This window comes from Actinomadura sp. NPDC000929 (genome assembly GCF_040492065.1).
GTDB lineage: Bacteria > Actinomycetota > Actinomycetes > Streptosporangiales > Streptosporangiaceae > Spirillospora > Spirillospora verrucosospora.
Map to the genome: position 1 here is coordinate 1 of NZ_JBEUPA010000013.1, position 26,901 is coordinate 26,901.

26 protein-coding genes are annotated in these 26,901 nt (G+C 72.7%); 6 read left to right on the forward strand and 20 right to left on the reverse strand.

Translation table 11 applies throughout. The features are described from left to right. Nucleotides 1-138: 138 nt before the first annotated feature. The 5 genes from ABWI04_RS07375 to ABWI04_RS07395 all read right to left on the reverse strand — a co-directional run bounded on the left by ABWI04_RS07375 (nt 139) and on the right by ABWI04_RS07395 (nt 4,478). Nucleotides 139-855, reverse strand: coding sequence for an RDD family protein (locus tag ABWI04_RS07375; protein ID WP_345187354.1), 717 nt, complete (start codon nt 853-855; stop codon nt 139-141). A gap of 88 nt (nt 856-943) precedes the next feature. Continuing rightward, on the reverse strand, nt 944-1,288 hold the full coding sequence (locus ABWI04_RS07380) for a DUF2752 domain-containing protein (RefSeq protein ID WP_345187352.1): 345 nt from the start codon (nt 1,286-1,288) through the stop codon (nt 944-946). 530 nt (nt 1,289-1,818) lie between these two features. Next, nucleotides 1,819-2,604: a PP2C family protein-serine/threonine phosphatase gene (locus ABWI04_RS07385; RefSeq protein ID WP_345187349.1), complete on the reverse strand. Its 786-nt coding sequence runs from the start codon at nt 2,602-2,604 to the stop codon at nt 1,819-1,821. Nucleotides 2,605-2,640: 36 nt separating this feature from the next. Then, complete coding sequence (locus tag ABWI04_RS07390) at nt 2,641-3,342, reverse strand: response regulator (protein ID WP_345187347.1); 702 nt, start codon at nt 3,340-3,342, stop codon at nt 2,641-2,643. Next, entirely contained in the window at nt 3,339-4,478 is a 1,140-nt protein-coding gene (locus ABWI04_RS07395; protein WP_353831857.1) for a GAF domain-containing sensor histidine kinase, read from the reverse strand. Before ABWI04_RS07395 ends, ABWI04_RS07390 begins: the two co-directional genes overlap by 4 nt. Nucleotides 4,479-4,692: 214 nt before the next feature. Between ABWI04_RS07395 and ABWI04_RS07400 the strand changes: the two genes are divergently transcribed. From ABWI04_RS07400 to ABWI04_RS07420, 5 genes are all read left to right on the forward strand, one after another. Further along, nucleotides 4,693-5,361, forward strand: coding sequence for an SDR family NAD(P)-dependent oxidoreductase (locus tag ABWI04_RS07400; protein ID WP_353831858.1), 669 nt, complete (start codon nt 4,693-4,695; stop codon nt 5,359-5,361). A gap of 23 nt (nt 5,362-5,384) precedes the next feature. Beyond that, nucleotides 5,385-6,716, forward strand: coding sequence for an MFS transporter (locus ABWI04_RS07405; protein ID WP_345187339.1), 1,332 nt, complete (start codon nt 5,385-5,387; stop codon nt 6,714-6,716). Then, the gene (locus ABWI04_RS07410) at nt 6,713-7,756 is read left to right on the forward strand and encodes an S-adenosylmethionine:tRNA ribosyltransferase-isomerase (RefSeq protein WP_345187337.1); all 1,044 of its coding nucleotides are present in this window, start codon (nt 6,713-6,715) and stop codon (nt 7,754-7,756) included. Before ABWI04_RS07405 ends, ABWI04_RS07410 begins: the two co-directional genes overlap by 4 nt. A gap of 63 nt (nt 7,757-7,819) precedes the next feature. Continuing rightward, a complete protein-coding gene (gene serB, locus ABWI04_RS07415; RefSeq protein WP_345187334.1) occupies nt 7,820-9,022 on the forward strand; it encodes a phosphoserine phosphatase SerB in 1,203 nt (400 codons plus the stop codon). A gap of 62 nt (nt 9,023-9,084) precedes the next feature. Further along, on the forward strand, nt 9,085-11,334 hold the full coding sequence (locus ABWI04_RS07420) for an FUSC family protein (protein WP_353831859.1): 2,250 nt from the start codon (nt 9,085-9,087) through the stop codon (nt 11,332-11,334). A 4-nt stretch (nt 11,335-11,338) separates the two neighbouring features. Here the strand turns inward: ABWI04_RS07420 and ABWI04_RS07425 are convergent, their stop codons facing one another. From ABWI04_RS07425 to ABWI04_RS07450, 6 genes are all read right to left on the reverse strand, one after another. Beyond that, entirely contained in the window at nt 11,339-11,809 is a 471-nt protein-coding gene (locus tag ABWI04_RS07425) for a SixA phosphatase family protein (RefSeq protein WP_345187330.1), read from the reverse strand. A 10-nt stretch (nt 11,810-11,819) separates the two neighbouring features. Then, complete coding sequence (locus tag ABWI04_RS07430; RefSeq protein WP_345187328.1) at nt 11,820-11,960, reverse strand: hypothetical protein; 141 nt, start codon at nt 11,958-11,960, stop codon at nt 11,820-11,822. Nucleotides 11,961-12,089: 129 nt separating this feature from the next. Then, on the reverse strand, nt 12,090-14,615 hold the full coding sequence (locus tag ABWI04_RS07435) for a sodium-translocating pyrophosphatase (RefSeq protein WP_353831860.1): 2,526 nt from the start codon (nt 14,613-14,615) through the stop codon (nt 12,090-12,092). A 580-nt stretch (nt 14,616-15,195) separates the two neighbouring features. After that, nucleotides 15,196-15,387 (reverse strand): hypothetical protein, encoded by a 192-nt coding sequence (locus ABWI04_RS07440; RefSeq protein ID WP_353831861.1) that lies wholly within the window; start codon nt 15,385-15,387, stop codon nt 15,196-15,198. A gap of 387 nt (nt 15,388-15,774) precedes the next feature. Further along, complete coding sequence (locus tag ABWI04_RS07445) at nt 15,775-16,224, reverse strand: ATP-binding protein (RefSeq protein WP_345187320.1); 450 nt, start codon at nt 16,222-16,224, stop codon at nt 15,775-15,777. Nucleotides 16,225-16,240: 16 nt separating this feature from the next. Beyond that, nucleotides 16,241-16,594, reverse strand: a complete 354-nt coding sequence (locus tag ABWI04_RS07450; RefSeq protein WP_021597910.1) for an STAS domain-containing protein — start codon at nt 16,592-16,594, stop codon at nt 16,241-16,243. A 247-nt stretch (nt 16,595-16,841) separates the two neighbouring features. On the opposite strand from ABWI04_RS07450, the gene ABWI04_RS07455 reads away from it, so the two are divergent. Next, the gene (locus ABWI04_RS07455) at nt 16,842-19,151 is read left to right on the forward strand and encodes a DEAD/DEAH box helicase (protein ID WP_353831862.1); all 2,310 of its coding nucleotides are present in this window, start codon (nt 16,842-16,844) and stop codon (nt 19,149-19,151) included. Nucleotides 19,152-19,156: 5 nt separating this feature from the next. Here the strand turns inward: ABWI04_RS07455 and ABWI04_RS07460 are convergent, their stop codons facing one another. The 9 genes from ABWI04_RS07460 to ssd all read right to left on the reverse strand — a co-directional run bounded on the left by ABWI04_RS07460 (nt 19,157) and on the right by ssd (nt 26,605). Beyond that, nucleotides 19,157-19,528: a hypothetical protein gene (locus ABWI04_RS07460; protein ID WP_353831863.1), complete on the reverse strand. Its 372-nt coding sequence runs from the start codon at nt 19,526-19,528 to the stop codon at nt 19,157-19,159. A 250-nt stretch (nt 19,529-19,778) separates the two neighbouring features. Continuing rightward, entirely contained in the window at nt 19,779-21,044 is a 1,266-nt protein-coding gene (locus ABWI04_RS07465) for a hypothetical protein (RefSeq protein ID WP_353831864.1), read from the reverse strand. A 161-nt stretch (nt 21,045-21,205) separates the two neighbouring features. Beyond that, nucleotides 21,206-21,721: an Rv3654c family TadE-like protein gene (locus ABWI04_RS07470; protein ID WP_353831865.1), complete on the reverse strand. Its 516-nt coding sequence runs from the start codon at nt 21,719-21,721 to the stop codon at nt 21,206-21,208. Nucleotides 21,722-21,792: 71 nt separating this feature from the next. Then, nucleotides 21,793-22,137 (reverse strand): TadE family type IV pilus minor pilin, encoded by a 345-nt coding sequence (locus ABWI04_RS07475; RefSeq protein ID WP_345178985.1) that lies wholly within the window; start codon nt 22,135-22,137, stop codon nt 21,793-21,795. Nucleotides 22,138-22,148: 11 nt separating this feature from the next. Then, nucleotides 22,149-22,343: a DUF4244 domain-containing protein gene (locus ABWI04_RS07480; RefSeq protein ID WP_173394687.1), complete on the reverse strand. Its 195-nt coding sequence runs from the start codon at nt 22,341-22,343 to the stop codon at nt 22,149-22,151. Between the two features lie 86 nt (nt 22,344-22,429). Continuing rightward, nucleotides 22,430-23,014, reverse strand: a complete 585-nt coding sequence (locus ABWI04_RS07485; RefSeq protein WP_353831866.1) for a type II secretion system F family protein — start codon at nt 23,012-23,014, stop codon at nt 22,430-22,432. 317 nt (nt 23,015-23,331) lie between these two features. Then, nucleotides 23,332-24,027, reverse strand: a complete 696-nt coding sequence (locus ABWI04_RS07490; RefSeq protein WP_353831867.1) for a type II secretion system F family protein — start codon at nt 24,025-24,027, stop codon at nt 23,332-23,334. A 338-nt stretch (nt 24,028-24,365) separates the two neighbouring features. Continuing rightward, the gene (locus ABWI04_RS07495; protein WP_345178980.1) at nt 24,366-25,535 is read right to left on the reverse strand and encodes a TadA family conjugal transfer-associated ATPase; all 1,170 of its coding nucleotides are present in this window, start codon (nt 25,533-25,535) and stop codon (nt 24,366-24,368) included. Further along, nucleotides 25,532-26,605 carry a septum site-determining protein Ssd gene (gene ssd / locus ABWI04_RS07500; protein ID WP_345178979.1) on the reverse strand — a complete coding sequence of 358 codons (1,074 nt, stop codon included), beginning with the start codon at nt 26,603-26,605 and terminating at the stop codon, nt 25,532-25,534. The genes ABWI04_RS07495 and ssd overlap by 4 nt, the downstream gene beginning before the upstream one ends. Nucleotides 26,606-26,901: the final 296 nt, after the last annotated feature.

Consider the following 26,901-nt stretch of genomic DNA (forward strand, 5'->3'; position numbering starts at 1 on the left):
GGGCGTGGGGGGGGTCGCCCCCCCACAAAGAAACTTCCCCGGTGCCCGGAGCCAAGCGCTAGCGAAGCGGAGGGCACCGGGTCGGGACAGCGAAGCGGGGCGTCCCGGGTGGGGCGCCCCGCTGTCGTGGGTCGTGGGTCAGGCGCGGACCACGATGGTGTTGCAGATCTTGTCGGCGAAGGTCTGCTTGCGCTCGTCCCACAGCGGCCAGAGGAAGCCGATGTAGCACAGGAAGCTGTCGGCGACGTGCGCGATCTTGCGCACGAAGGCCATGCCGAAGCCGATGGGCTGGCCGGTCTGCGCGCTGACGAGGCGGATGCCCATCTGCCGCTTGCCGATGGACTGGCCGGTGGTGCCCTCCTGGTAGCAGATCCACAGGCCGCCCGCGATGGAGATGGCCGCGCCGATCAGCATGAGCAGGAGGCCGAACAGCGCCGCGCCCGAGCTGCCCGAGCTGGAGAGAATGATCATCAGGATGTACAGCACGAACACCGGACCACCGAAGATCAGGTAGTCGATGATGTAGCCGCCGGCGCGCGAGCCCCACTCGGCGAGCTGGCCGCCCGAGCCGTAGTGGTGGTGGTGCACCTCGTAGCCGGGCTGCGAGGGCCCCGACGGGGCGCCGTAGCCGGGCTGGGCCGGGGGCTGCTGGCCGTACCCGGGCTGCGCCGGGGGCTGGCCGTAGCCCGGCTGGGCCGGGGGCTGGCCGTAACCGGGCTGCGCCGGGGGCTGACCGTAGCCGGGCTGCCCGCCGGGCTGGCCGTAACCGGGCTGGGCCGGGGGCTGCTGGCCGTACCCGGGCTGTTGCTGCCCGTAGCCCGGCTGCTGACCGTACGGGTCGTAGGGGTTGCCCACACTTGCTCCTTATTGATTGACCCTGTGGTTATGTGACGCCCGCCGGACCCGGTGGGCTCCGCAAGTCTGACCGAGGACCGACCGCGGCTCAAACCCGCAGAACACCGAACCGGACGAGCTGCCACAGCTCCGACCCGACGAGGGCGGTGCCGAGCATCCAGGCACGGGTCTTCGGCTGGAGTGCCCACCACCGTTCACCCAGCCCCAGCGGTGCGGCGGCGACGGCGACGGCGCCGGCGAGCGCGACCGGGTTCGCGAGGACGGCCTGGCCGGGACGGCCCGAGCCGAACTCGATGAACACGGTCGTGCCCCCGCACAGGGGACACGGGATTCCGGTGAGCGCCCGCAGGGGACAGAGCACGCCGGGGTCGTTCACGCGGTGGATCCATGACGCGCCGATGGCCGCGACGGCCATCGCCGCGACACGCAGCACCGCACCCTGGGGTCCGTGCCGCGCTGCGGTGAGGGTCCGGCTGACGATTCCCCCGAGAGCACCTCGCGGTGCACCGGCGGACGCCGCCCCGGGCGCTCCCCCCAACGAATCCTCCGCCTCGATGACATACAGGTGAGTGACCCGTATATCGGGTGCACCCGGAGGCGGGTCAAGTCCGGGCAACGATCCGGTGTCAGACCGTTACTCAGTGCTCGGCTACACCACCTCTGGGGCAAGAGTAGGACAAATCACCTGCTACATGGGCACTCTTTCGCGTTCCGAGCATGAATGAATCGTCCGGTGCGGGGCGTGCGGCGAACGGGACGTGCGCGCGGGCGGGGCGAGGCCGGGGATGCGCCGGGGACCGGGGAGAACGGCGCGGCATTCTGAGGGCGCGGCGTGGCGCGCGGGCGGGCGGAACGGCGCATCGCGCCTGGCCCGGGGGCATCGAGGCCCGAAGGATCGTCCGGCCCGAGGAGCGTCGGGCCGGGTCCGGCGTCCGGCCCGCGGGGTGCGGGGCCGGGCGGGCGTCAGGCCTGGGCGGCGGCGCCGACGACGACCGGCTCCTCGGAGCCGGACAGGTGCTCGGCCTCGACGACGTCGGCGATGACGGCGGTGATGTTGTCGGGGCCGCCGTTGTCGCGGGCCATCTCGATCAGCCGGTCGACGGCGCGCTGCGGGTCGGCCTCGGCGGACAGCACCTCGTAGATCTTCTGCGCGTCGACCGGGCCGCTCAGGCCGTCCGAGCACAGCAGGTACCGGTCGCCGAGACGGGCCTCGCGCAGCCGCAGGTCGGGCTCGCGGTCGTCGCGCCCGTCCAGCACGCGGTACAGCACGTGCGAGAGCCGGGACGTCTCGGCGGGATCGGCCTGCTGGCCGGCCTGCTCGGCCTCCGCCTTGAGCAGCTCGTCCATGGTGTGGTCCTGCGTCATCTGGAAGAGCTCGCCGTCGCGCAGGAGGTAGCCGCGCGAGTCTCCGACGTGCGCCAGCGCGACGGACTCGCCGGACCAGAGCATGGCGGTGAGCGTGGTGCCCATCCGGCTCAGGTCGGGGCGTTCCTCCCGGACGATGCGCAACTTCTCGTTGGCCTCGGCCACGGCGCGACCCAGCATGTCGACAAGATCGTCTTTGTGGGCGTCGGCGTCCAGCGAGCGCAGTGAGCCGATCACGGTCGAGCTCGCGACCTCGCCGCCGGCATACCCGCCCATGCCGTCCGCGACCGCGATCAACCGCGCACCGGCGTACCCGGAGTCCTCGTTGTTCTCCCGGTTGCACCCGATGTCGCTGCCTGCTGCGTACCTGATTGCTACGTTCATACCAATTTCGATGACGATCCTGTCAGAGGAGTTGTATCAGCCGCGGGCGTTGGTCTTCCCGGTTTCCCCGGCGGCACTCGTGTTTCCGACACCGTGCCGGACCGCGTAGAGCGCCGCCTGCGTCCGATCCTGGACTCCCAGTTTCATGAGCAGATTACTGACGTGCGTCTTGACCGTCTTCTCGGACACCACGAGGGCGCGGGCGATCTCCCGGTTCGACCTGCCCCGCGCTATGTGCACGAGCACCTCCCGTTCCCGTTCGGTCAGCGCGGCGAGGCCGCGGTCGTCCCGTCCCGCGTCACCCGCCGTCCCGTTCCGCAGCATCGCCTCGGCCGCGTCCGGCGCGAACAGGACGTGCCCGTCGTGGACCGCCCGGATCGCCTGGACGAGCGCCTGCGGGTCGACGTCCTTGTACAGGTACCCGGCCGCCCCGGCCTGGACCGCCGGCAGCACGTGCCCGCGTTCCGTCACGCTGGTCAGGACGAGGACCCGTGCGGCGACGCCGCGCGCCCGCAGCTCCGCCAGCGCGGTCAGGCCGTCGGCGCCCGGCATCTTCAGGTCCATGAGCACGATATCGGGCTCCAGGGATTCGGCCAGTGTCACGGCCGACGTGCCGTCCTCGGCCTCGCCCACGACCTCGATGTCGTCCTGGATGCCGAGGAAGGTCCGCAGTCCCTGCCGGACGACCGGATGGTCGTCGGCGATCAGGACCCGGATCGGCCCGCGCGCGGCGCTCACAGCGGCACCTCCAGCCGGACCGTCGTGCCTCCGCCGGGCGCGGCCTCGATCGCGAGTTCGCCGCCGATCGAGTACGCCCTCTCGCGCATGGAGGTAAGACCCAGCCCGCCTTGGGGCTCCACCTCGGACGCGTCGAACCCCGCGCCGTCGTCCGAGACCTCCAGGACGGCCCGTTCGTCCTCCGTGCGGAGCCGGACCTGCACGGTGTTCGCCCGGGCGTGGCGCAGCGCGTTGTAGAGGGCCTCCTGGGTGATGCGGAAGGCGACGGCCTCGTGCTCCTCCGGCAGGACGATCGCTTCGTCGGCGCAGAGGCGGACGTTGGACTCGTGTGCGCGGTCGAGCACCTCGACGTGCTTGCGCAGCGACGCCACGAGGCCGTCCGCCAGGTCGGTGGGACGCAGCTCGAAGATGACGGCGCGCAGTTCGGCGAGGGCCTCGGCGGCGAGCCGCTCGACCTGTTCGAGCTCCCGGACGGTCCGGACCGGGTCGCGTTCGGCCAGCGCGGAGGCGGTGCGGGCCGTCAGCCGCAGCGAGAACAGCTTCTGCGCGACGGCGTCGTGCAACTCCCGGGCGAGCCGGTTGCGTTCGGCGACGACCGTGAGCTCGCGGTTGTGCTCGTAGAGGCGGGCGTTCGCCATCGCGATCGCGGCGTGCGCGGCGAACAGGGTGAGCAGGTCTTCGTCGTCCTGGGTGAAGCCGCCGGGACGGCGCTTGTTGGCCAGGAAGACGATGCCGAGAACGTCATCGCCGTCGCGGATCGGCACGCCGAGGAAGTCCTTCAGGACGGGGTGCGCGACCGGCCAGCCCTCGAACTCGGCCTCCTTGCGGATGTCGCCGAGCCGTTTCGGCGCGTCGCTCTTCAGCATCGCGGCGAGCATCCCGTGCTGGCGGGGCAGCGGGCCGATCCGCTCCCACTCCTCCTCCGAGACGCCCTCGACGACGAACTCGGCGAACGAGCCCTCGTCGTCGGGCACGCCGAGGGCCGCGTAGCGGGCGTCCAGCAGCTGCGCCGCCGCCCGGACGATCACCTGGAGCACCTCGTGCACGGACAGGTGGCGGGTCACGGCGAGCACGGCGGAACTGACGGCGTGCAGGGTCGCGCCCTGGTCGCCGCGGCAGCCCTCGTCCGTCGCCATTCCGGCCTCTCGTCCTCCCCCGTCCGGGCGCCCCTCGGCGCCCGCATGTGAAGACCGTACTCTCTAGGCGGGTCTTCTCGAATCAGCCGGCGGGAGTACGTGCCGCGGTGCCCCTCCCCGGGGCGCGGGACGCCGGTCCTAGGACCATCCGACGAGCCCCCGGTGGACCCGTCGGCCGATGCCGCCGGGCGCGCCGGTCCCTAGCGTCGAGGGCATGAAGACGGCACTGATCACCGGAGCCTCCCGCGGCCTCGGCCGGGCGCTCGCCCGCACCCTCGCCCGGGACGGCTGGACCCTCGTCGTCGACGCCCGCGACGCCGGCCCGCTCTCCGCGGTCGCGGCCGAGACCGGCGCGACCGCGATCCCCGGGGACGTCGCCGATCCCGCGCACCGGGCCGCCCTCGCCCGCGCGGTCGCAGGCGGGCTCGACCTGCTCGTCAACAACGCGAGCACGCTCGGCCCGACGCCGATGCCCCGGCTCGCCTCGCTTCCCGCGGACGCCTTCGCGGACACGCTCGCGACGAACGTCGTGGCGCCGCTCGCGCTGATCCAGGCGGTCCTGCCCGGCCTGCGGGAGCGGCGCGGCGCGATCCTCAACATCACGTCGGACGCGGCCGTGGAGGACTACGAGACGTGGGGCGGTTACGGAGCGTCCAAGGCGGCGCTGGAGCAGCTGTCGAACGTCCTCGCGGCCGAGGAGCCCGACGTCGCGGTGTGGTGGGCGGACCCGGGCGAGATGAACACCGCGATGCTCCGCGCCGCGGGCGAGGACGCGGACGCGGCCCCGCCTCCCGAGGAGGCCGCCGCCGCGCTGCACCGGCTCGTCTCCGGCCGCCTTCCGAGCGGGCGCCACCGCGCGGCGGACCTGGCGGCCGCGCGATGACCACCGTCCTTGATCATGATCAGGTGACAACAAAGCAGGGCATATTGGGCACCGGGTTCCGGGCCGCGACGCTCGGGATCGTCCTGGTCGTGACGCTGCTGGCGTTCGAGAGCATGGCCGTCGGGACCGTCATGCCGGTCGTCGCGAACGATCTGGACGGCCTGTCCCTGTACGCGTGGGGCTTCAGCGCGACCCTGATCACCAGCCTGCTGGCCACGGTGCTCGCCGGCGGCTGGGTCGACCGGTCAGGCCCCACCCGGCCCTTCCTGCTCGGGCTCGCCGTGTTCGTCGCCGGGCTCCTGATCGCGGGCGCGGCGCCGTCCATGTGGGTGTTCGTCGCCGGGCGCGCCGTCCAGGGCCTCGGCACGGGCGTACCGCTCGTCGCCCTCTACGTGGTGATCGCCCGCGTCTACCCGGAGGACCTGCGGTCCCGGGTGTTCGCCGCGCTGTCGGCCGCCTGGGTGCTGCCGTCGCTGGTCGGCCCGGCGGCCGGGGGCGCCCTGGCCGAGCACGCCGGCTGGCGCTGGGTGTTCCTCGGCCTCGTCCCGCTGGTGATCCCGCCGGCGCTGATGCTGCTCCCCGTGCTGCGCGGCATCGCGCCCTCCGGCGCCGCCCGGGCCCCCGGCAGGTCGCGGTACCCGGCCGCCCTCGGCGTCGCCGCCGGCACCGGCGTCCTCCTCTACGGCCTCGACGGGGCGGACTGGAAGCTCCTGCCGGCCGTGCTCGTCGGCCTCGCGGGCCTGGCCTTCGGGCTGCCCCGCCTGGTGCCCGCCGGAACGCTCCGGCTCCGCCGCGGGATGCCGAGCGTCATCCTCGTCAGGGGCCTGCTGTCGGGGGCCTTCTTCGGCACCGACGTCTTCATCCCGCTGGCGCTGACCCGGCTGCACGACTTCAGCGCCACGCAGGCGGGGATCGTCCTGACGGTCGGCGCGCTCGGCTGGTCGGCGGCGTCCCAGATCCAGGGCCGCTCCGAGCGTCCCCGCGAGTTCTACGCCCTGCTCGGCGCCGTGCTCGTCACCACCGGGATCGTCCTCGCCACCGTCGCCCTTCAGTTCTCCGGCTGGCTCGCCGCCCCCGCGTGGATCGTCGGCGGCGCCGGGATGGGCTTCTCGATCGGCAGCCTCTCCGTCCTGCTGCTCGACCTGTCGGCCGAGGACGAGCAGGGCGTCAACTCCTCCGCGCTGCAGATCAGCGACACCCTCGGCTCGTCCCTCGTGGTCGGGGTCGCGGGCGCGCTGGTCACCGGCTTCGGCGCCGCCCGGCTGGACGTCGGGCTCGCCGTCGCCGGGGCGCTGTTCGCCGCGATCGCCGCGTTCGGCGTGATCGCCGCTCTCCGCCTGGAGGTCCGGACATGACCGTCGACTTCACCCTCCCCGCCGCGCTGGAGGCGCACGAGCCGCCCGAGGCACGCGGCCGGGCCCGCGACGGCGTCCGGCTCCTCGTCTCCCGGCGCGCCGCCTGCGAGGTCTCCCACCACGCGTTCCGCGACCTGCCGGGCCTGCTCGACCCGGGCGACCTGCTCGTCGTCAACACCTCGGCCACGCTGCCCGCCGCCGTCCGGCTCGACCGGATCAGCGTGCACTTCTCCACCCCGGTCCCCGGCGCCGACGACCGGCTGTGGCTCGTCGAGCTGCGCCGCCTCGCCGGCAAGGCCGGCCGTCCGTACGCCGGAGGCACCCCCGGCGAGTGGATCCCGATGCCCGGCGGCGCCACCCTCACCCTCGTCGGACGGCACGCGGACCGCGCCCGAGGAGTGTCCGACCGGCTCTGGCAGGCGCGCCTGAGCACCGACGTCGTCCCCTACCTCCGACGCCACGGCGTCCCGATCAGGTACGGGTACGTCCGGCGCGACTGGCCGGTCGCCGCCTACCAGACCGCCTTCGCCCACGACCGCTCGTCCGGAGGCGCGGAGATGCCGAGCGCCGCCCGCCCCTTCACGCCCGAACTCGTGACGCGGCTGGTGTCGCGCGGCGTCCTGATCGCCCCGATCAGCCTCCACACGGGCGTCGCGTCCCCCGAGGCCCACGAGCCGCCCTACGCCGAGCGCTACAGCGTCCCCGAGCCGACCGCGGCCCTCGTCGGGCACGTCCGGGCCCGGGGCCGCCGGGTGATCGCCGTCGGCACCACCGCCGTGCGCGCGCTGGAGACGGCCGTGGACGCCTCCGGACGCGTCCAGGCGTCCTCCGGCTGGACCGAGCGCGTCGTGACCCCCGAGGACGGTGTCCGAGCCGTGGACGGCCTCCTCACCGGCCTGCACGAGCCGAGGTCGTCCCACCTGATGATGCTGACCGCCATCGCGGGCCGCGACCTGCTCAACGCCACGTACGAGGCCGCCCTCGCCGAGCGCTACCTCTGGCACGAATTCGGCGATCTGAACCTGATCCTTCCCGGATAGCGTCTCGCATGCCGGACCTGGCGGGCGGGACGCCCGGCGCGGCCGGTACCGTTGACAACAGCTATGGACGGGTCAGCAGAGCGCACGCTGCTCATCACACTCACCGGCCGCGACCGCCCCGGCGTCACGTCGCGCCTCTTCCGGACACTCTCCCAGTTCCCCCTCACGGTGGCGGACGTGGAGCAGGTCGTGATCCGCGGACGGCTCGTCCTCGGGGTCCTGCTCGCCTACACCGAGGGCGCCGACATCGGGCGGGTGTGGAACGCCGCCGAACGCGTCGCGAACGACCTCGACATGGAGATCGAGCTCTCCACCGGGCGCAACAAGCGGATGCCGAAGCGCAGCGGACGCCTGCACGTCACCGTCCTCGGCAACCCGCTCATGCCCGCCGCCATGGCGGGCATCGCCGGGCGGATCTCCGCGCACGGCGCCAACATCGACCGCATCGAGCGCCTCGCCCAGAACCCCGTCACCTGCATCGAGATGGACGTCTCCGGCGCCGACCCCGACGGGCTGCGCGCCGCGCTCACCGCCGAGGCCGTCGAGCAGCGGGTCGACGTCGCCGTGCAGCACAGCGGCCTGCACCGGCGCGCCAAGCGGCTCATCGTCATGGACGTCGACTCCACCCTCATCCAGGGCGAGGTCATCGAGCTGCTCGCCGAGCACGCCGGCTGCCTCGACGAGGTCGCCAAGGTCACCGAGGCCGCCATGCGCGGCGAGCTCGACTTCGAGGGGTCCCTGCGCGAGCGGGTCGCGCTCCTCGCAGGGCTCGACGCCTCCGCCATCGACTCCGTCCGCGACCGGCTCCGCCTCGCCGCCGGCGCCCGCACCATGGTCCGCACCCTCAAGCGCCTCGACTACAAGTTCGCGATCGTCAGCGGCGGCTTCACCCAGGTCACCGACGCCCTCGTCGAGGACCTCGGCATCGACTACTCCGCCGCCAACACCCTGGAGATCCAGAACGGCAAGCTCACCGGGCGCGTCACCGGCCAGGTCATCGACCGCGCCGGCAAGGCGGCCGCCCTGGAGCGCTTCGCCCGCGAGGCCGGCATCCCGATCAGCCAGACGGTCGCGATCGGCGACGGCGCCAACGACCTCGACATGCTCCAGGCGGCCGGCCTCGGCATCGCCTACAACGCCAAGCCGGTCGTCCGCCAGGCCGCCGACACCGCCGTCAACGTCCCCTACCTCGACACCATCGTCTTCCTCCTGGGCATCTCCCGCGAAGAAGTGGAAGCCGCCGACGCCGAAGACTCCCAGGCATAGCCCGGGGTTCCCGGGCGTCGCAGCCACTGGGAAAACCCAGCGCCTGGGGGTAGACAGGCCTCATGCTGCGGCGGGCGCGGGGGGCTTACGCCCAGGTGCATGGGCAGGCGGCGCCCTTCTACGGGCTCGCCGCCGCCCTCGCGGTCTCCGTGCCGCTGCTCGTCGGCGCGCTGAACGGGCACGCCGCGCAGGGATCCATGATCGCGCTCGGGGCCTATCTCGTGGCGCTGCGCGCGCCGGAGGGCCCGTACGGGTCGCGGGCGCGCAACCTCACGGTCGGCGTGCTGATCGTCGCGGTCGGGTCCGGGGCGGGCGGGCTGCTCAGCGGGCATCTGTGGCCGGCCGTGGCCGTCGTGCCGCCGCTGGTCGCGCTCGGCGTGGCGGTGCCGCGGATCGGGTCGACGGCGGGGCTCGCGGTGCTGCTGAGCGCCGTCCGGCCGCCGTCCGCGGACGTGGTGAACATCGGCCTGCTGGAGCTGGTGGGCGGGCTGCTCACGGCCGCGCTGCTGCTGGCGCCGTGGCCCGCGCGGCGGCTGCGGCCGCTGCGGGAGGCGCTGAGCGAGTCCGCGTACGCGGTCGCCGAGGCGCTGGACGCCGTGGCGCAGGACCTCGGAGCCCGCGACGCGGGTCCCCTCGACGCCGTCGAGCTGACGAACCCCGACCTGCTCGCGGTCACCCGCATCCCCGACTGGGAGGCCAAGCGGCGCGCGGCGTCGGAGTCGCTGACGGCGGCGCGCGCCACCTACGAGCTGTACCGGTCGGGGCGGGCGGGGAACGAACCCGCGAGGCCCGAGCGGGTGATCGACGCGCTGGGGCGCATCCTGCACGAGACGGTGACGCTCCAGGCCGTCCTGGAGGCGGCGAAGAACTACCCGCCGGACCGCGAGTGGGAGATGGAGACGCAGACGGCGATCTCCGCGCTCGCCGCCCGGCTGCGGCTGCTGGCCGGGGCGCTCGCCACGGCGGGAGAGGCGCCGCTCGGCCGCGAGGAGTCCGCCGCCGTCCGCCGGATGGTCCGCTCCGCGGAGCAGATCAGGCGCGCCGGACTCGCCGGCGACGAGGACCTGGTCGCGGTCGCGCTGATCGGCCAGGTGCGCCGCTCCGTCGACCGCATCGCCGGCGAGGTCGCCTCCCTGCGCCGCCTCGTCGCGGGAGGCCTGCGCATCGGGTTCGCCGCGCCGCGGATGCCGGGCACGCTCGACCCGATGCCCGCCTGGGACCGGGTCGCCCGCGCCGTCCGCACGCGCTCCCCCACGTTCCGGCAGGTGGCGCGGGTGTACGTGACGGCGGTCGTGTCGATGGCTCTCGCCGCCTCGCTGGGGATCTCGCACGGCCACTGGCTGACCATCACCGCGATGCTGAGCCTGCGCGCCACCTACGGCGAGACCGTGGACCGGCTCGTCCAGCGCGTCGGGGGCACCGCCGCCGGGGCCGCCGTCGCCGCGGTCATCCTGACGCTCGCGCCCGGGCAGGCCACCGTCGCGGTGATCGCGTTCTGCTTCGCGGGGGCCGGGTTCGCGATGCGGTCGGTGAACTTCGCCTACTGGGCCCTGTTCGGGACGCCCCTGGCGATGATGCTGCTGGACTTCTCCGCGCCCGCGGACTGGCGCACCGCCGGCGAGCGGATCGGCCTCACCCTGGCCGGGTCGCTCATGGCCTACCTCGCCGTCCTGCTGCTGTGGCCCGCCGGGCACCTCGAACGGATGCCCGGCCAGCTCGAACGGCTCCTGCGCACCCACGCCAGGCTCGTCCGGGCGGCGGCGGACGTCCTCGCCGGGGAGCGGACCCGGCTGCCGCACGACGCGATCGTGACGGCGGAGCGGGCGGCGGAGGCGGTCGACGAGACCCGGACCCGGCTCGGCCACGAGCGGGTGCCCGACCTCCACCTGATCGACCTGCTGCGCAGGGCCGTGGCCGCCGCGCACCGCGCCCGCGATCACCTCGTCGCGGTCGCGAAGCTGTCCCGCGAGCGGGCCGTGGACACCGGGCCGATCCCCGAGATCCTCGACCGCCTCGCCGACCAGCTGGAGGAGGCGGCCGGCCTGCTGGAGGAGCCGGGGGAGCGCGACCCGGAGGCCGGCGCGCCCGTCGAGGAGCTCTCCGACGAGCTCGCCGAGCTCGACTCCTACCTGTCCACGCTGACCCGGCGGCGCCGCGCGGAGATCAAGGAGGGCGTCGGCCCCGACGAGCTCACCCCGCTGCGGCACGCCCTGCTGCAGGTCTCCGGGACCCGCTACACGATCGGGGAGCTGCGACGGGACGTGAACCAGGTCATCGCGTCGTCCCTGGAGGCCGCCGAATCGCGCCCGTGAGCCGTCAGTCCTTGGGCGTGCGGACGGTGCGCAGCGTGCCGAGGCCGGGCCGGACGTCGGCCCAGCCGCCCGGAGGCAGGTCGATCACGGCGAGGGCGCAGGTGGGGAAGGCGTCGGGGGCCTGGCCCGTCAGGTCGTGGACGAGGTGGTGCACCGACGGGTTGTGCCCGACCAGCAGGAGCGTGCCGGCCTCGTCCGGAGCCTCGGAGACGAGGGCGAGGAGCCCGTCGGGATCGTTGTCGTAGATGCCGGGCTCGAAGGCGGTCTCCGCGTCGAGCGCCAGGCGCGCCAGGGTCTCCCGGGTCCGCGCGGCGGGCGAGCACAGCACCCGCCCCGGGACGAGGTCGTTCGCGCGCAGCCAGTCTCCGGCCGCGGTCGCGTCCCGGCGCCCGCGATCGGTGAGTTTGCGGTCGACGTCGGGTATGCCGAGACCGGCTTCGGCCTTGGCGTGGCGGAGCACGATGAGCGTGGGCATGGGCGCCACATTAGGGGGCCGCGAGGGCCGCCAGGGTCCACAGCACGAGCATGATGCCGAACATTCCGCCGATCACGATCGCGAAGCCCTTGGGCCCCGACATCGCCCGCTTGCCGCCGCTCGCCACGGCCGCCTCCCGAGATCGCTCCACTGGGTCGAGGGAGGGACGTCCCGTCCCTCCCGGACAGCGTACGACCGGGCCCGGAGTGGTCGGACGGGCCCCCGGGAAAACGCGGAAGGGCCGGTGGCACAAAGCCACCGGCCCCTCGCGTTCAGACGGTCAGGACTTGCCCGCGGACGACTCCTCGGCGTCCGTCTCGGCCTTGGCCCCGGCCGAGTCGGCCCCTACGCCGCTGTTCGAGGGGGGTCGACCCCCCGCGCCCCCCGCGGCGCCTTCGGCGCCGACCTTGGCCTCCTCCGGCGCTCCTTTGTCCAACGCCCCCGCGGCCTCGCCGCTCTTCGCGGCGTCCGGCCCCGGCCTGCCTCCCTCGACGGCGGGGTCGGAGGACGACTCCCCGATCGGGTCGGCGCGCCGCTTGGAGATCACGATCGCCGCGACGACGACAGCGACGGAGAACACGGTGACGCCGACGCGCAGCAGCGTGTTGCCCGCGTAGGTCACCACCGCGTCCGCGATCAGCAGCGCGACCAGGTTCATCACCTTGATCAGCGGGTTGATGGCGGGGCCGGCGGTGTCCTTGAACGGGTCGCCGACCGTGTCGCCGATGATCGTGGCCTCGTGCGCCTCGCTGCCCTTGCCGCCGAGGTGGCCCTCCTCGACGAGCTTCTTCGCGTTGTCCCACGCGCCGCCGGAGTTGGCGAGGAACACCGCCATCAGCACGCCCGCCGCGATGGCGCCGCCGAGATAGGCGCCGAGGGGCGCGTACCCGAGGGCGAAGCCGACCGCGATCGGCGTCATGATGGCCAGCAGGCCCGGGGTGGCGAGCTCGCGCTGCGCGTCCCGGGTGCAGATGTCCACGACCCGGTCGTAGTCGGGCTTCTCGGTGTAGTCCATGATCCCGGGCTTGGTGCGGAACTGCTCGCGCACCTCGACCACGACCCGGCCGGCCGCGCGGCCCACCGCCATGATCGCCAGGCCGGAGAACATGAACACCACGGCCGCGCCGATGATCAGCCCGATCAGCACGTTCGGGCTCGCGATCGACAGGTTGAAGTTCAGGAAGTCGGCGCCGATCGCGTTCCTGGCGTCCTTCGACGCGCCGGCGAGCGCCGCGATCACCGTCGTGCGGAACGAGCCGAACAGCGCGGTCGCGGCGAGCACCGCCGTCGCGATCGCGATGCCCTTGGTGATGGCCTTGGTGGTGTTGCCGACCGCGTCCAGCCGCTCCAGCACGGAGGCGGCCTCGCCCTGGACGTCCCCGGACATCTCGGCGATGCCCTGGGCGTTGTCGGAGACGGGCCCGAAGGTGTCCATCGAGACGATCACGCCGACGGTGGTGAGCAGCCCGGTGCCGGCCATCGCCACCGCGAACAGCGCGACGGTGGTGTTGCCGAAGCCGAGCAGGAACGCCCCGTACACGGCGGCGCCGATCACCAGCGCGGTGTAGACGGCGGACTCCAGGCCGAGCGAGATGCCCGACAGGATGACGGTGGCCGGACCCGTCCGGGCGCTGTCGGTGACCTCCTTGACCGGCTTGCGGTTGGTCTCGGTGAAGTAGCCGGTGAGCAGCTGGATCGCGCTGGCGAGCACGATGCCGATCAGGACGGAGCCGAGCGCGACCCAGCGCGGGTCGGCGTCCAGGCCGGCGATGGCCTTGTCGCGGACGCCGTCCAGCTCCGCGAAGGACGAGGGCAGATACACGAACGCGGCGACCGCGACGAGGACCGCCGAGATCGCGGCGGAGATGAAGAAGCCCCGGTTGATCGCGGTCATCCCGGACCGGTCGCCGGAGCGGGGCGCCACCGCGAAGATGCCGATCACCGCGGTGATCACGCCGATCATCGGCACGATCAGCGGGAACACCAGGCCCTGGTTCCCGAACGCCGCGGTGCCGAGGATCAGCGCCGCGACGAGCATGACCGCGTACGACTCGAACAGGTCGGCGGCCATGCCGGCGCAGTCGCCGACGTTGTCGCCCACGTTGTCGGCGATCGTCGCCGCGTTGCGCGGGTCGTCCTCGGGGATGCCCTGCTCGACCTTGCCGACCAGGTCGGCGCCGACGTCGGCGGCCTTGGTGAAGATGCCGCCGCCGACCCGCATGAACATGGCGAGCAGCGCGGCGCCGAAGCCGAAGCCCTCCAGCACCTTCGGCGCGTCGCCCTGGTAGGCCAGGACCACGACGGCGGCGCCGAACAGGCCGAGCCCGACGGTGAACATGCCCGCGACGCCGCCGGTGCGGAAGGCGATCCGCATCGCGACCTTCTCGCCGCCCTCCTCGCGGGCGGCCGCGGCGACCCGGACGTTGCCCCGGACGGCCAGCCACATGCCGGTGAACCCGGTGACGGCGGAGAAGATCGCCCCGATGACGAAGAAGACGGACCGGCCGATCCGCTCGCTGGTGGAGTCGGCGGGCAGGAGCAGCAGGACGAGCGGGATCAGGACCACGAAGATCGCGACCGTCCGGAACTGGCGTTTCAGATAGGCGCCCGCGCCCACCTGAACGGCGCGCGCGATCTCTTGCATCTTGGCGGTGCCCTGGCCGGCGGCCAGGACGTCGCGTACGAGACCCGCGGCGACGGCCAGTGCGAGCAGTGCGACCACGGCGACGACGACGACCAGGGAAAGGTCGCCGCCGCCGAGATCCACTTCAGCGCTGGCCGGGTCTGACAGGGAAAACCCGGGCATCCGTCCTCCTCGACAGGGGCGTTGCGATCGCGACCGAGATAAAAGCGATCTTTACCGCGTACCCAACGAGTCACGATTTCGAACGCCTCGCACGGCAACGCGGGTGCCGGGAGTCTACGCACGCGTAAGTCGAATGTTAAGGCCGCGACGCCCTTCATGAAGATGTCGCCGAAATGAAACACGCGATACGCCAGAAATTGACCCATTGGCCCGATCGGGCGGCATCGTCCCAGGTCAGACCGGGCCAGCCATTCATTACCCCGCCGATACCTTGACGGGCACGGGGCATGACCAGCACCTCGGCACGACCACCGGCGTCCGCATTCAAGCTAAGCATTAACACGGAATATGTCTAGACCCAAATCGGGACAACATCCGACGATCACAAGAGAATCCCACACCCCCAACCCCACCGCCCCCACCCGTCCCCGACCGCGCTCACACGCAGTAACCAACCTCGGCGCACCGCTCCACCCCCTGGCCGACAACCAGCCCCGCACCCCAGCCAGCTGTGCTGTAGGGGAGGCTCCGCGACGGCGCCCCCCGAGCGGCCGCGGCGGTCAGCTGGACGGCGGGTCCGTCATGAGCACCACGCGCTCGGCGACGGGATCGAACCCGAGCATGGGTTTCCGTGGTCCCCTTCGGACGTCATGACCACCGGCTTGCCCAGACGACGCCCCACGGCGGTCAGGAACCGGCAGAGGACGTCCACTCCTGCCTGGCCCCGCAGCTCGCGAAGGTCGACATCGAAGTCGATCTCCTCGGCGGACATCGGGCGGAAGATCACCAGAACGCCCGGGACCGGCCAGACCCCCAGGTCGGTCGTCTCAGCATCGACAGGACGCGCCAGCACGTCCGCAGCAGCAGGCAGCGGCCTCCGAGACGGACCAGCAGAAAAAGCACGGTGACAGCCGCCGCGACAACCTCAGCCACCACCGCAACCACGCAACAAGCTGAGGAGCCGCGATCGCGTCCGAAGGCAGGTTCAAGCGAAGCGAGAACCTGATCGCGCAGCGAGCCGCCAAGGCGAGACGAAGCGATGCCAGCGATCGCCCGCCTTTATCGACGATGGAGGGCCGCCAGGGCCCGAAGGAGGAGAAAAAGGCATTACAAAGGCCCCGCCGGGGCGGGGCCTTTGGTCGCGGTGGCGCGGGCGCGTCTAGATGGTCGCCTCGGCTTCGGCCGGCCAGCTCATCCGTATCTGGACCCCCTTCGGCGTGTTGGCGATCTCCACGTCGTCGGCGAGCCCGGCGATGACGGCCAGACCCAGTTCAGCGGTGCCCTCGCCCAGGCCGTACTCGAACTCGTCCGCTCCCTCGTCCTCGGCGGCTGCGGGGAGCCCCTCCGGCGGGAGGTCGCCGGGGACGGTGTCGCTGACGATCACCTCGAAGCGGCCCTTCTCGCCGCGCAGTTCGAGGCGGACGGGTTCGTCCGGGCAGTGCCGGCGGTGCGCCTCCACGGCCCGGGAGCACGCTTCGGCGACCGCGAGCCGGACCTCGTCCAGCAGCGGTTCGGCGACGCCGCTGCGACGGGCGACGGCGGTGACGATCAGCCGGGCGGTCCGGACGTGGACGGGCAGCGCGCTGAAGGACAGTTCAACGGTCGACATCTGAGTCGCGGGCCGCCTACTTGGCGCCCTTGCGCTTCTCCTCGGCCTCGGCGATCGAGTCGTGGATGCCGAAGACCTTGGTCAGCCCCGTGATCCGGAAGATCTTGAGGATGCGCTCCTGGGTGCACACGAGTTCCAGCGACCCGTCGTGGGCGCGCACCCGCTTCAGCCCGCCGACGAGGACGCCGAGACCGGTCGAGTCGAGGAACTCCACCTTCTCCATGTCCACGAGCAGGTGGAACTTGCCCTTGTTCACCAGGTCGATGAGCTTCTCGCGAAGCTTCGGCGCCGTGTAGACGTCGATCTCGCCCTCCACGTTGATGACGGTGAGGCCATCGTCGGTGGTGTAGTCGTTAACCTTCAGATCCACAGATCCTCCACGCGCCGTGCAGCTATCCGATCCCGCCGTCCGGCCCCATGGGCAGGGCGCCGAACGCCGAGACTTCGCCGTGATTCAACCACGCTCCGGCGTCGTGTACGCGCGTAATCGCCCACACGGGCGAAAGTTCGCGCCATCCCGTCTGACCTGCTGATCTCAGGGTCAGAGCAGGGGGAACGGGCCCTCCGGCGCCGGGGCGTTCCCGTAGTTTTGCCCCGGCTGGCACACTGAAAACCTGATGGGCGCCCAAAGATCCTCAACTCCCCTGGACCGGCTGCTCGCCGACCCCGGACGACGCGAACGAATCACCCATGTGGAGAGCGTTCCGGCACGTCAGGGGCGCCGGGCCGCGTGGCCCTCCTGGTCGCCGCCGCTGCTGGTGGAGCGGCTGGCCGCCGCCGGCATCGAGTCCCCCTGGGAGCACCAGTCCGCCGCGGCCGAGCACGCCCGCGCCGGACGCTCTGTGATCATCGCCACAGGGACGGCGTCCGGCAAGTCGCTCGCCTACCTGCTGCCCTGCGTCGAGGCGATCTACGCGGGCGACGAGAACCCTCGCCACGAGGGGACGGTTCTCTATCTCTCGCCGACGAAGGCCCTGGCCGCCGACCAGCTCCGCGCTCTCCGCGCGCTGCGCCTCACCCGGGTCCGCGCGGCGACCTACGACGGCGACACGCCGCAGGACGAGCGGACGTGGGTCCGGCAGCACGCCAACTACGTGATGACCAACCCAGACATGCTGCACAGGTCGATCCTTCCCGGGCATGCCCGGTGGTCGTCCTTTCTGCGCCGCCTCCGTTACGTCGTCATTGACGAGGCCCACGGGTACCGCGGGGTCTTCGGGTCGCACGTCGCGCAGGTTCTGCGCCGCCTGCGCCGGGTGTGCGGGCGCTATCACGCGTCGCCCACGTTCATCCTCGCTTCGGCCACCGCGTCGGAGCCCGCTACGGCCGCGTCCCGTCTCACCGGTCTCGATGTAGTGGCCGTGGACGAGGATGCCTCGCCGCGGGGGCCCGCCACGTTCGCCCTGTGGGAACCGCCACTGACGGACCTGCGCGGTGAGCAAGGCGCGCCCGTTCGCCGTACGGCCACCGCTGAGGCCGGTGACCTCTTGGCAGACCTTGTCGTCGAGGGTGTCCAGACACTTGCCTTCGTCCGGTCCAGGCGCGGCGCAGAGTCGGTGGCGCTCAGCGCCAAGCGCGCTCTGCACGAGGTAGCCCCCGGCTTGGCCGACCAGGTCGCCGCCTACCGGGCCGGGTATCTGCCCGAGGAACGGCGCGCCCTGGAGGCCGCCCTGCGCTCGCGCTCGATCATAGGTCTGGCGAGCACGAACGCTCTGGAGCTCGGCGTGGACGTCTCCGGGCTCGACGCGGTCCTGGTGTGCGGATGGCCGGGCACCCGCGCGTCCCTCTGGCAGCAGGCAGGACGCGCCGGACGTTCCGGGCAGGCGGCCCTGTCCGTCCTGGTGGCCCGCGACGACCCGCTCGACACCTTCCTCGTCCACCATCCCGAGGCGATCTTCGGGACGCCGGTCGAGGCCACCGTGCTCGACCCCGACAACCCCTACGTGCTCGAACCTCACCTGTGCGCGGCGGCGTCCGAGATGCCGCTCACCGAGGACGACCTCCCGCTCTTCGGGCCCGCGACCGCCGACCTCCTGCCGGACCTGGTGCGGCGCGGTCTCCTGCGCCGCCGTCCCGCCGGCTGGTACTGGACGCGCCGCGACAGGGCCTGCGACCTCGCCGACATCCGGGGCGCGGGCGGCGCCCCCATCCAGGTCGTCGAGGCGTCCACCGGACGGCTCCTCGGCACCGTGGACGAGCCGTCCGCGCACACCACCGTCCACGACGGGGCCGTCTACATCCACCAGGGCGAGTCGTTCATCGTCCAGACCCTCGACCTGGACGACTCCGTCGCGCTCGTCGAGGCGGCCGACCCCGACTACTCGACCACCGCCCGCGACGTCACCGACATCAGCATCGTGGAGCCGCTCCGCTCGGTCTCCTGGGGCGAGGCCACCCTCAGCTTCGGAACCGTCGAAGTCACCCGCCAGGTGGTCGCCTACCAGATGCGCCGCTTGCAGACAGGGGAGATGCTCGGCGAGAAGCCCCTGGACCTGCCGCCACGGACCCTCCGAACCCGCGCCGTATGGTGGACCCTCTCCGAAGCCCAGATCTCGCGTCTGGACGACCTCGACCTGGCAGGCGCCGCCCACGCCGCCGAACACGCCTCGATCGGTCTGCTCCCCTTGTTCGCCACGTGCGACCGCTGGGACATCGGCGGCGTCTCCACCGCCGTCCATCCCGATACCGGGTTGCTCACGGTCTTCGTCTACGACGGCCACGAAGGCGGCGCCGGGTTCGCCGAGCGCGGCTACGGCGACGCCGCCGCCTGGCTACGCGCTACCCGCGAAGCCATCGCGTCCTGCGAGTGCGATTCAGGCTGCCCGTCCTGCATCCAGTCCCCCAAATGCGGTAACGGCAACGACCCCTTGGACAAGCGCGGCGCCCTCGACCTTCTGGCCGTCCTCCTCCACGACGCACCGGCGTAGCGAGGTCAGTTGGGCGCGACGCGCTGGGCGGGGACGGAGGCCTGGTCGTCCATCCCGCGCCGGGCCTGGGCCAGCGCCTGCTGCAGCCTGCGCCGCTCCATCTCCAGCGTCTGCAGGGACTCCTCGTGCTCGTCCCGCAGGTCCCGCAGCTCCCGCCGCATGTTCATCGTGCGCCGGAACCCCAGCGACGCGACCATCATCCCCGCCATGAACACGATGGCGACGACGGCGCCGGCCATGAAGACGTGCCACTGCGAGGTGACCCCGGGAACCTCGTCGCCGAACACGGTCAGCTGGGCCGCGTCCGGGTTGTCCAGCACCACGGCGACGCCGACCGCTCCGGCGGCGAGCGCGACGAGCAGTCCCAGGAAGATCATGCGGAGGGTCCCCTCTCCATCGGGCCCCTGTGCAGGACGGGGCCGAGGTCTCGGACGACGGACCGCATTGCCGGACAAGCCAGACGATCCGACTGGCAAGGCAGCCTAGACCTTGCCCCGACCCCCCGCCAGCCCCACCACCAACTCCCACCCACCGAACCCCACCCACCGCCGGAGAAACCACACCCCCAACACGCGAGCAAAGCCGGCCGGACGGACAGGCCCGGCGGGGTCCGGTGGTCGAGAGAAGCTACTTGCGGCGGCGGCCGCGCTTGGGCTTCGTCTTCGTGCCGGAGTCGGCGAGGCGGACGTTCACTCCGCCGGAGGGCTTGCCGAGGGTCGCGGGACGGCGGCCGGCCTTCGGCTTCGAGTCGAGGACGGCCGTGCGGGTCGCGCGCTTGGAGGAGCGTGCCCCCTTGGCTCCGGCCGCCACCACTGGCGCGGTCTTGGCGAGGGCCTCGGCGCGCGCGATCTGCTCGCGCGACTTGCTCACCCGCCTGCGGCCGGTGCCGCTGCGTGCGATGCGGGCCGCCATGCCGTTGCTGCTCGTGCCCGCCTGGGCGACGCGCAGGCGGCGCGTCCAGGTCCCGAGGTGGGCGGCGACGATCAGCAGGACCAGCGCGATGCCGACGCTCTTGCCCCACTGGAGCCGGTCGGTCGCCGCGATGTTCTGGGCCTTCGGCGAGTCGGTGGCGATCTGCGGCGCGGGGTAGGTGAACCCGGGCGTCGCGCCGTCCGGCTGGACGGACGGGAGGGTGACCGGCGAGTTGTTGTTGAACGGGGTCAGCGGCGTCCCGGTGCTGGGGACCCCGGAACCGCCGGACGGCAGGGACGGCACCGAACCGCTGCCTGGGGCGGAACCGGTCCCGCCTCCCAGCGAGGCGGTCGCCGATGCGATGCCTGAGTAGAGCGAGCCGCCCGTGCCCGTGGACCGAATCGCCTTGACGCCCACGGACGCCGCGCCAGTGGACCTGGTCAGCGACAGGGTGGCGGAGCAGTTCGTTCCCGAGCAGAGGGAGTTCAGCGAGCCGGACTTGGACTTCACGCCCGAACCGGCGAGCGCGTAGCCGGTGAGGTCGTCTTCGAGGCCGCGGTTCCACTTCACGACGAGCTTGCCGCCGGACGCGCTGGCGGACACGCCGGTCGGCGCGGCCGGCGCGATGCGCACGGTGAAGGTGTTGGAGTCGTAGACGTGGTTGGTCTGCTTGCCGAGCAGGTAGACCTTGTAGCGACCATTCCGGTTGATCGAGAAGGTTCCGGACATATCGCCGGAAAGGCCCTTCTCCTGGAGGAACGTGTCTCCTATCCCGGGGCCGTCCACCCGGAGCTGCATCGTGATCGCGAAGTCGAAGTGCGCCTTCGCGGTCACCTGGGACCCGCTGCTGATGACGGCGCCGTCCGCCGGGGTGATGACGCTGGTCGAGGCCGCCTGCGCGGGCAGGGCGGCGAGTACCGGGAAGCTCATCGCAAGGGGTGCCGCGAGCGCGATCGCACCGATCCTGCGAATGATGGTCACGGCCTCAATCCCTTCGACAGCTCGCGCCGGTCTTCCGCCGGGCGCACCGCACCTGACGATAACTACGGGCTTACGGCAGCGTAACGTACCACCGGGTAGCAAAAGTCACAGGGGGATGACAAAGAGGAACGTGTTTTCATTCTCCGCACCCTCCCCGGCCTCTATTGACACTCAGTGCAACGAGACATGTGGCGCCAGGGTACGCCGTCCCGCTCCACAGGGCCAGCCCTCGCCCGAGAAACGATCCGCCGCCCCTTCAGCCCCATGAGCATCGGGACTTCGACAGCCACCGAGACGTCGACGGTCTCCCCCCGCACCCGGCACCGCACCATCCGCGCCCCCGACCCGCTCGCGATCTGCCTGGCCCTCGCACAGGCGGACCTGCCCCCATCGACGACTCGCGCCGCGCCCGCGAGTGCCGCCATGTCGGCCGCCGCCTCCCCCCCATGCCGCGCTCCCCGAACCCCGCCGACCAGGACCGCCGCCACCCCCACCACCCAGACGAGCACTGCGAACCCCAAAACCCAGACCGTCCCGGACCCCCGATCCCCACCCCTCACCTTCACCCGCCGTCCCACTCCCTCACCACCCCCACCGGTGACCCCACTGCCTGCCCCACTGCCCTCCTCCTCCGCCCGCCCCGGACTACCCCTCCCTGACCACCCCTCCCTGGCCACTGCCCCCGGTCATCGCTCCGTCCTTTGCGCGGTTTGCTGCTTCCACCCGCCTGTTAGTGCCGACTTCGTGCTCATGGGGTGACCGGTGGAGCGCTGGGTTCTGTTTCGGCGGCCGCGTGGGCGTGGACGATGACGGCCGGTAGGCCGATCGCGGCGGCGGGGGCTACGGGGGCCGAGATGTCGACGCGGACGGTGGCCTCGTCGCGGTGGAGCCGGACGGTCGCCTCCTTGGGGACCCCGCTCTCCACCAGCTCGCGGACGGCGCTGAGGGACTCGCCTCTGGCCGCCGCCCGGGCGCCGCTTCGGGCGGCGTCCGTACAGGCGAGCTGCACGGACGCCGCTTTCACGCCCCACAGCGCGATCGCGGTGACCAGCACCAGGGAGGGGAGGGCCACGGCGATCTCCGCCGTGGCCATCCCGCGATCCCTCAGCCGGCCAGATTGAGCGCCTTCTCGATGATTCGTAAGAGCATCGTCTTCACCTGGGGACTGGTCACGATCTTGAACAGCAGGCCCGCGAAGGCCGCCGCGGCGATGGTGCCGACCGCGTACTCGGCTGTGGACATCCCGCGGTCCTTGCACGTGCCGGACCATCGCCGCACCACCGTCTTCCATGCCCTCATCGGGGCTCCTTTCGCTCGAGGTCGGTACCAGGCTGCTCTGCGGAGAAGCCGGGTGACGGGCGAACCGCATTCTGTGGATAACCCGCTCACCAGGGCAGGAGGATCGTCGAGGCGATCCCGGCGATGGCCGGGACGACTCCGAGGAGGACGAAGGCGGGAAGGAAGCACAGGCCGAGTGGAGCGAGTGCCCGGATGCCCGCCGCTCGTGCCCTGGCGGCGGCTGCCGCACGTGCTACTCGGCGCTGGTCGCGGGCGAGGCGGCCGAGGGACGGGGCCAGTGCCGCACCCGTCGACGCCGCCCGGACGGCCGCACGCGCCAAGGGCGCGAGCATCGGCTCCTCCGCCAGGACCGGCCAGGCCTCCGCGGGGTCGGCCCCCAGCCTGATCTGGACGGACACGGCGTGCAACTCCTCGCCGAGCGGGCCTCCCACCGCGCTCGCGACCGCTTCGACCGCCTCGTGCCAGGGGGCGCCGCCGCGCAGGCAGGCGGCGAGGAGATCGACCGCCACGGGGAGATCGGCGATGAGTCGTGCCCGTCTGCGGCGGCGCTCCCCACTGCCGAGGCGGCTGAGGGACAGCCAGACGCCCGCGGCGACCAGCACGCCGATCACTCCACCGGCCAGGCCGCCCAGCAGCACCACGCACAACGCTCCCGCCACGCCTGCGGCCACCCGCCGAAGGATGACGTCGCGGCGCCCGGACGCCTCGGATGGCCCGTCCCGCTCCTTCACCCCCGAGGCTGGGACGGACGTTCCCCGTGGGCGAGCGTGACCTGTCGCCCAGGCGAACCGTCGTCTGGGAGCTGCATGCCTCGGGGAAGGCCCTCCGAACTGACCGACCAGCCTCCGCGTGGAGGCGTCGATCCCCTTGGGAAAGAGGAACCCCGATGCTGCGGCGCAGAGCATGACCATGAGGGTCGTCATCACTTCACCTGCTCCATACGGATCTCGGGGCGTTCATGGCGGCTTTCCAGGGGGTGGCCCCTCGGTCAGAGGGGTGATTCGGCGGATTTGGCTAGGCGGCGGGTCCAGTAGAGGCCGGTGGCGTTGAGGGCCGTGCCTGTGATCAGGCAGGCGAGGCCAGGAAGGGTGGTGCAGAGGAACGGAATGGGGTGGGCGCCCAGGGCGGCGGCCATGGCCAGGCCCAAGATCGGGAGGGCGGCCAAGAGGCGCGCCGTGGCTCGGGGGCCGGCTAGTTGGACGGACACGTCCTGGCGTTGGGCCTCCTCATCGCGGAGGGCGCCGGCCAGGCCGTCCAGGACGGTGGCCAAGGTGCCGCCGCGTTCGGAGCCGACGCGCCAGCAGGCCGCCAGGAGGCGAAGACCTTCGGCTCCTGGCTGCGTCGCCAGTTCGTCCAGGTGGTCCGGGGGCGGACGAGGCAGGTCGAGCAGTTCTTTCGAGACGTGCGGGTCGAGGACGGCGGCCGCTGCCGTGAAGGCCTCGTCGGGGGTCCGGCCGGCGGCCAGCTCGGCGGCCATGGCGTCGCAGAGCTCGATGATCGAGCTTCGACGGCGCTGCGGCAGCGTCCGACGTTCCCTGAAGGTCTCCAGTCTAATGCGCAGCGGACGCAGCGGGTCGCCGGATGGTGCGGCGCCCAGGCGATCGAGGCGATGGGCCGCCGGAGTGGGCGCCAAGTAGGTCCACACAGCGGCCGCCGCACAGAAGGCGGCGAGGACGGTCAACATCAGTCACCTCGCAGGCAGGAGAGCGGGCTGGTATTCGAGTAGCCCGCACGGCAGCGGCTCCACAGAGGACGGGTAGGCCGGACCACTAGCCCGCGTTCCCCGAGCTCTGGGCCCCGGGTTACTAGGGCCCGTGCCACTAGCCCGTGCCGAGGAGCTCGTGCCAGGAGCCCGTGCCAGGTAGATCCAGACGGCCGCGCAGGGGACGGTCAGGGAGGTCGACATTGGGCGCCTCGTAATGGGTCAGGCGGGAGGGCTCAGGGGTGGGTGTTCGGCACGTCCAAGCGGCGTGCAGAGGGGGGCCGCCAGTGGTGGGGCTTGGGGTGGGGGCTTTTTGGGTGTTAGGGGTAGGCGCGGGCATTGCTGGTGGGTTTCAGGCGGGTGGTCAGTTCGGTTGCGCCTGCGGCGGGGATCGTCTCGCCGGAGGCGGTGAAGGAGATCGCGGGGACCACGCCTACCAGGCCGTTCGGGGCTCGTTGGAGGAGGCAGATCTCGGCTACTCGGCGGCGGCCTCCGCCGGGGTCGCGGACCAGGTGGACGATGATGTCCAACGCGGCGGCCAACTGGCTGTGGACGGCCTCTCGGGTCAGGCCCGCCGCGCAGGCCAGGGCCTCGATGCGGGCGGGGACGTCGGCCGCGGTGTTGGCGTGGAGGGTGCCGCAGCCTCCTTCGTGGCCCGTGTTGAGGGCTTGGAGGAGGACCGCGACTTCGGGGCCTCTCACCTCGCCCACCACCAGGCGGTCGGGGCGCATGCGGAGGGCTTGGCGGACCAGGTCGTTCAGGGTCACGCCGCCGGCGCCCTCGGTGTTGGGCGGGCGTGCCTCCAGCCGGACGACGTGGGGGTGGGTGGGCTTCAGTTCTGCGGAGTCTTCTACCAGGAGGAGGCGCTCGGACGGGTCCGCCAGGGACAGCAGGCCGCTCAGCAGGGTGGTCTTGCCTGTGCCGGTGCCGCCGCTGATCAGGAAGGCCGCTCGGGAATCGATCAGGGCGGCCAGCAGGTCGGCGCCCTCGGGCGGGACGGTGTGGGCCGTGACGAGTTCGTCGAGCGTGAAGGCGCGGCGGCGGGGGAGGCGCAGGGACAGGCAGGTGCCGGTCGCGGCCACCGGTGGGAGGACGGCGTGCAGGCGGACGCCGCCGGGGAGGCGGGCGTCGGCGTAGGGGGAGGCGTCGTCGAGGCGGCGGCCCGCGGCGGCGGTGAGGCGCTGGGCCAGGCGACGGAGGGTCGCCTCGTCCGGGAAGCGCACCGCGGTGCGGACCAGGCCGGAGCCGGTGTCGATCCAGACCTCGTCGGGGCCGTTCACCAGGACGTCGGTGACGTCAGGCGAGCGCAGCAGGGGCTCCAGGGGGCCGGCGCCGACGAACTCGGCGCGTAACTCGTCGGCCAGGGCCAGGACTTCGCGGTCGCCCAGCAGGCGCTCCTCGGCGCGGAGCGCGGCGGCGACGCGGCCGGTGGTGGCCTCGCCGCCCGTGTGGGCGAGCCGGTCGCGGACGGCGTCGGAGAGGCCGGTCATGCCGCCTCCCGGTAGGCGTAGGGCTGGAGGGCGAGGTCTGCGAGGACGGTGGCGCAGAAGTCGGCGAGGGGGCCGCGGCGGCACGCGCGTTCGAGGTCGCCGGAGTCGATGGCGGTGGGGAGGCGGCGGTCGCGGTCGAAGGAGCCGGCGAACGGAAGGCCGAGGACGCCCGCGACGGCGTCGGGGGTGATGCCGCCCGGGGCGGGGCCCTGGACGACGAGGCGCAGGTCGGCGGTGTCGCGGCGGAGGGCGGCGGCGAGGCCGTCGGCCGCCACGGTGGCGCGGACCTCGGCCGGGACGAGGAGGAACGTGACGGCGGCGGCGCGCAGGGCCGCGCGGCCGAGGTCGCCGGGATGGCGGGGGACGTCCGCGACGACCAGGTCGAATCCGCGGGCGGCGGCGTCGAACAGGGAGCGGACGGCCTCGTCGGAGACCGGGACGGGCTCGCCGCGCCGCCAGGACAGGACGGACAGGTCGCCCGTGCCGGGCAGGGTCTCGCGGAGGGTCGCGGTGCTGAGGCGGCCGCGGCGTTCGGCCAGGTCGGGCCAGCGGACGCCCTCGTGCGACTCCAGGCCGAGGAGGAGGTCGACGCCACCGCCGAACGGGTCGGCGTCGACGAGGAGGGTGCGCAGGCCCGTGCCCGCCGCGCGGAGGCCCAGCGCGGTCGCGAGGACGCTGGCCCCGGCGCCGCCGCGGGCGCCGACGACGCAGAGGGCGGTGGCCCAGCCACCCTCGGGCTCGCAGGCGGCGGCGAAGGCGTCGATCAGCCAGTCCTCGTGGTCGGGAAGGGCGACGACGTCCTGGGCGCCGGCCTCCACGGCCAGGCGGTAGGCGTCGGGGGCGGCGCCGCCGGTGACGAGGACGACGCCCGGGCGGCGCTGGAGGCCGGCGGCGGCGACGTCCTCGGCGACGTCGGCGCCCACGAGGATGAGGGAGGGCCAGGCCCAGGCGGGTCTGGCCTCGTCGGCGCCGTAGGCGACCTCGGCGTGGGCGTCGGCGGCCGCGGCTAGGCGCAGGAGGCCGTCGGCGAGCGCGGGGTCGCCGGTGACGATCAGTGCCGTGAGGTTCATCGGATGCTCCTTCGACGTTCGGAGACATCCACCTTGCGGCGCGCGTCGGAAGCGGCGGGAAGGTTCCGCGAACTGTGGATAACTTCGCCGGGGCGGGCGGGCGGTGGCGCGGGATCGTTCACCCCGGGGCCACCGCCCGGCCGCCTCACGACAGGGCGACCCCCGCCGGGGGGGAGAGCGGGGGTCGCCGGCGGTCCGGCTCCGGGGGGGTAGAGCCGGCCCGCTTTCCCAGAAAGGTCTCAGGGAGTTCAGGCTAAGCCACGGGTAAGTCGCCTCTATGGGAGAAGCAAACTCAC

What these genes read in the sequence shown, in the direction of transcription:
- ABWI04_RS07495 (WP_345178980.1), bottom strand. Translation starts at nt 25,535, where the DNA reads ATGACCGGCCTCTCCGACGCCGTCCGCGACCGGCTCGCCCACACGGGC.
- ABWI04_RS07480 (WP_173394687.1), bottom strand. Translation starts at nt 22,343, where the DNA reads ATGAGGGCATGGAAGACGGTGGTGCGGCGATGGTCCGGCACGTGCAAG.
- ABWI04_RS07400 (WP_353831858.1), top strand. Translation starts at nt 4,693, where the DNA reads ATGAAGACGGCACTGATCACCGGAGCCTCCCGCGGCCTCGGCCGGGCG.
- ABWI04_RS07385 (WP_345187349.1), bottom strand. Translation starts at nt 2,604, where the DNA reads ATGAACGTAGCAATCAGGTACGCAGCAGGCAGCGACATCGGGTGCAAC.
- ABWI04_RS07410 (WP_345187337.1), top strand. Translation starts at nt 6,713, where the DNA reads ATGACCGTCGACTTCACCCTCCCCGCCGCGCTGGAGGCGCACGAGCCG.
- ABWI04_RS07490 (WP_353831867.1), bottom strand. Translation starts at nt 24,027, where the DNA reads ATGTTGACCGTCCTCGCCGCCTTCTGTGCGGCGGCCGCTGTGTGGACC.
- ABWI04_RS07460 (WP_353831863.1), bottom strand. Translation starts at nt 19,528, where the DNA reads ATGATCTTCCTGGGACTGCTCGTCGCGCTCGCCGCCGGAGCGGTCGGC.
- ABWI04_RS07425 (WP_345187330.1), bottom strand. Translation starts at nt 11,809, where the DNA reads ATGCCCACGCTCATCGTGCTCCGCCACGCCAAGGCCGAAGCCGGTCTC.
- ABWI04_RS07420 (WP_353831859.1), top strand. Translation starts at nt 9,085, where the DNA reads ATGCTGCGGCGGGCGCGGGGGGCTTACGCCCAGGTGCATGGGCAGGCG.
- ssd (WP_345178979.1), bottom strand. Translation starts at nt 26,605, where the DNA reads ATGAACCTCACGGCACTGATCGTCACCGGCGACCCCGCGCTCGCCGAC.
- ABWI04_RS07475 (WP_345178985.1), bottom strand. Translation starts at nt 22,137, where the DNA reads ATGGCCACGGCGGAGATCGCCGTGGCCCTCCCCTCCCTGGTGCTGGTC.
- ABWI04_RS07395 (WP_353831857.1), bottom strand. Translation starts at nt 4,478, where the DNA reads ATGGCGACGGACGAGGGCTGCCGCGGCGACCAGGGCGCGACCCTGCAC.
- ABWI04_RS07455 (WP_353831862.1), top strand. Translation starts at nt 16,842, where the DNA reads ATGGGCGCCCAAAGATCCTCAACTCCCCTGGACCGGCTGCTCGCCGAC.
- ABWI04_RS07445 (WP_345187320.1), bottom strand. Translation starts at nt 16,224, where the DNA reads ATGTCGACCGTTGAACTGTCCTTCAGCGCGCTGCCCGTCCACGTCCGG.
- serB (WP_345187334.1), top strand. Translation starts at nt 7,820, where the DNA reads ATGGACGGGTCAGCAGAGCGCACGCTGCTCATCACACTCACCGGCCGC.
- ABWI04_RS07440 (WP_353831861.1), bottom strand. Translation starts at nt 15,387, where the DNA reads ATGTCCGCCGAGGAGATCGACTTCGATGTCGACCTTCGCGAGCTGCGG.
- ABWI04_RS07435 (WP_353831860.1), bottom strand. Translation starts at nt 14,615, where the DNA reads ATGCCCGGGTTTTCCCTGTCAGACCCGGCCAGCGCTGAAGTGGATCTC.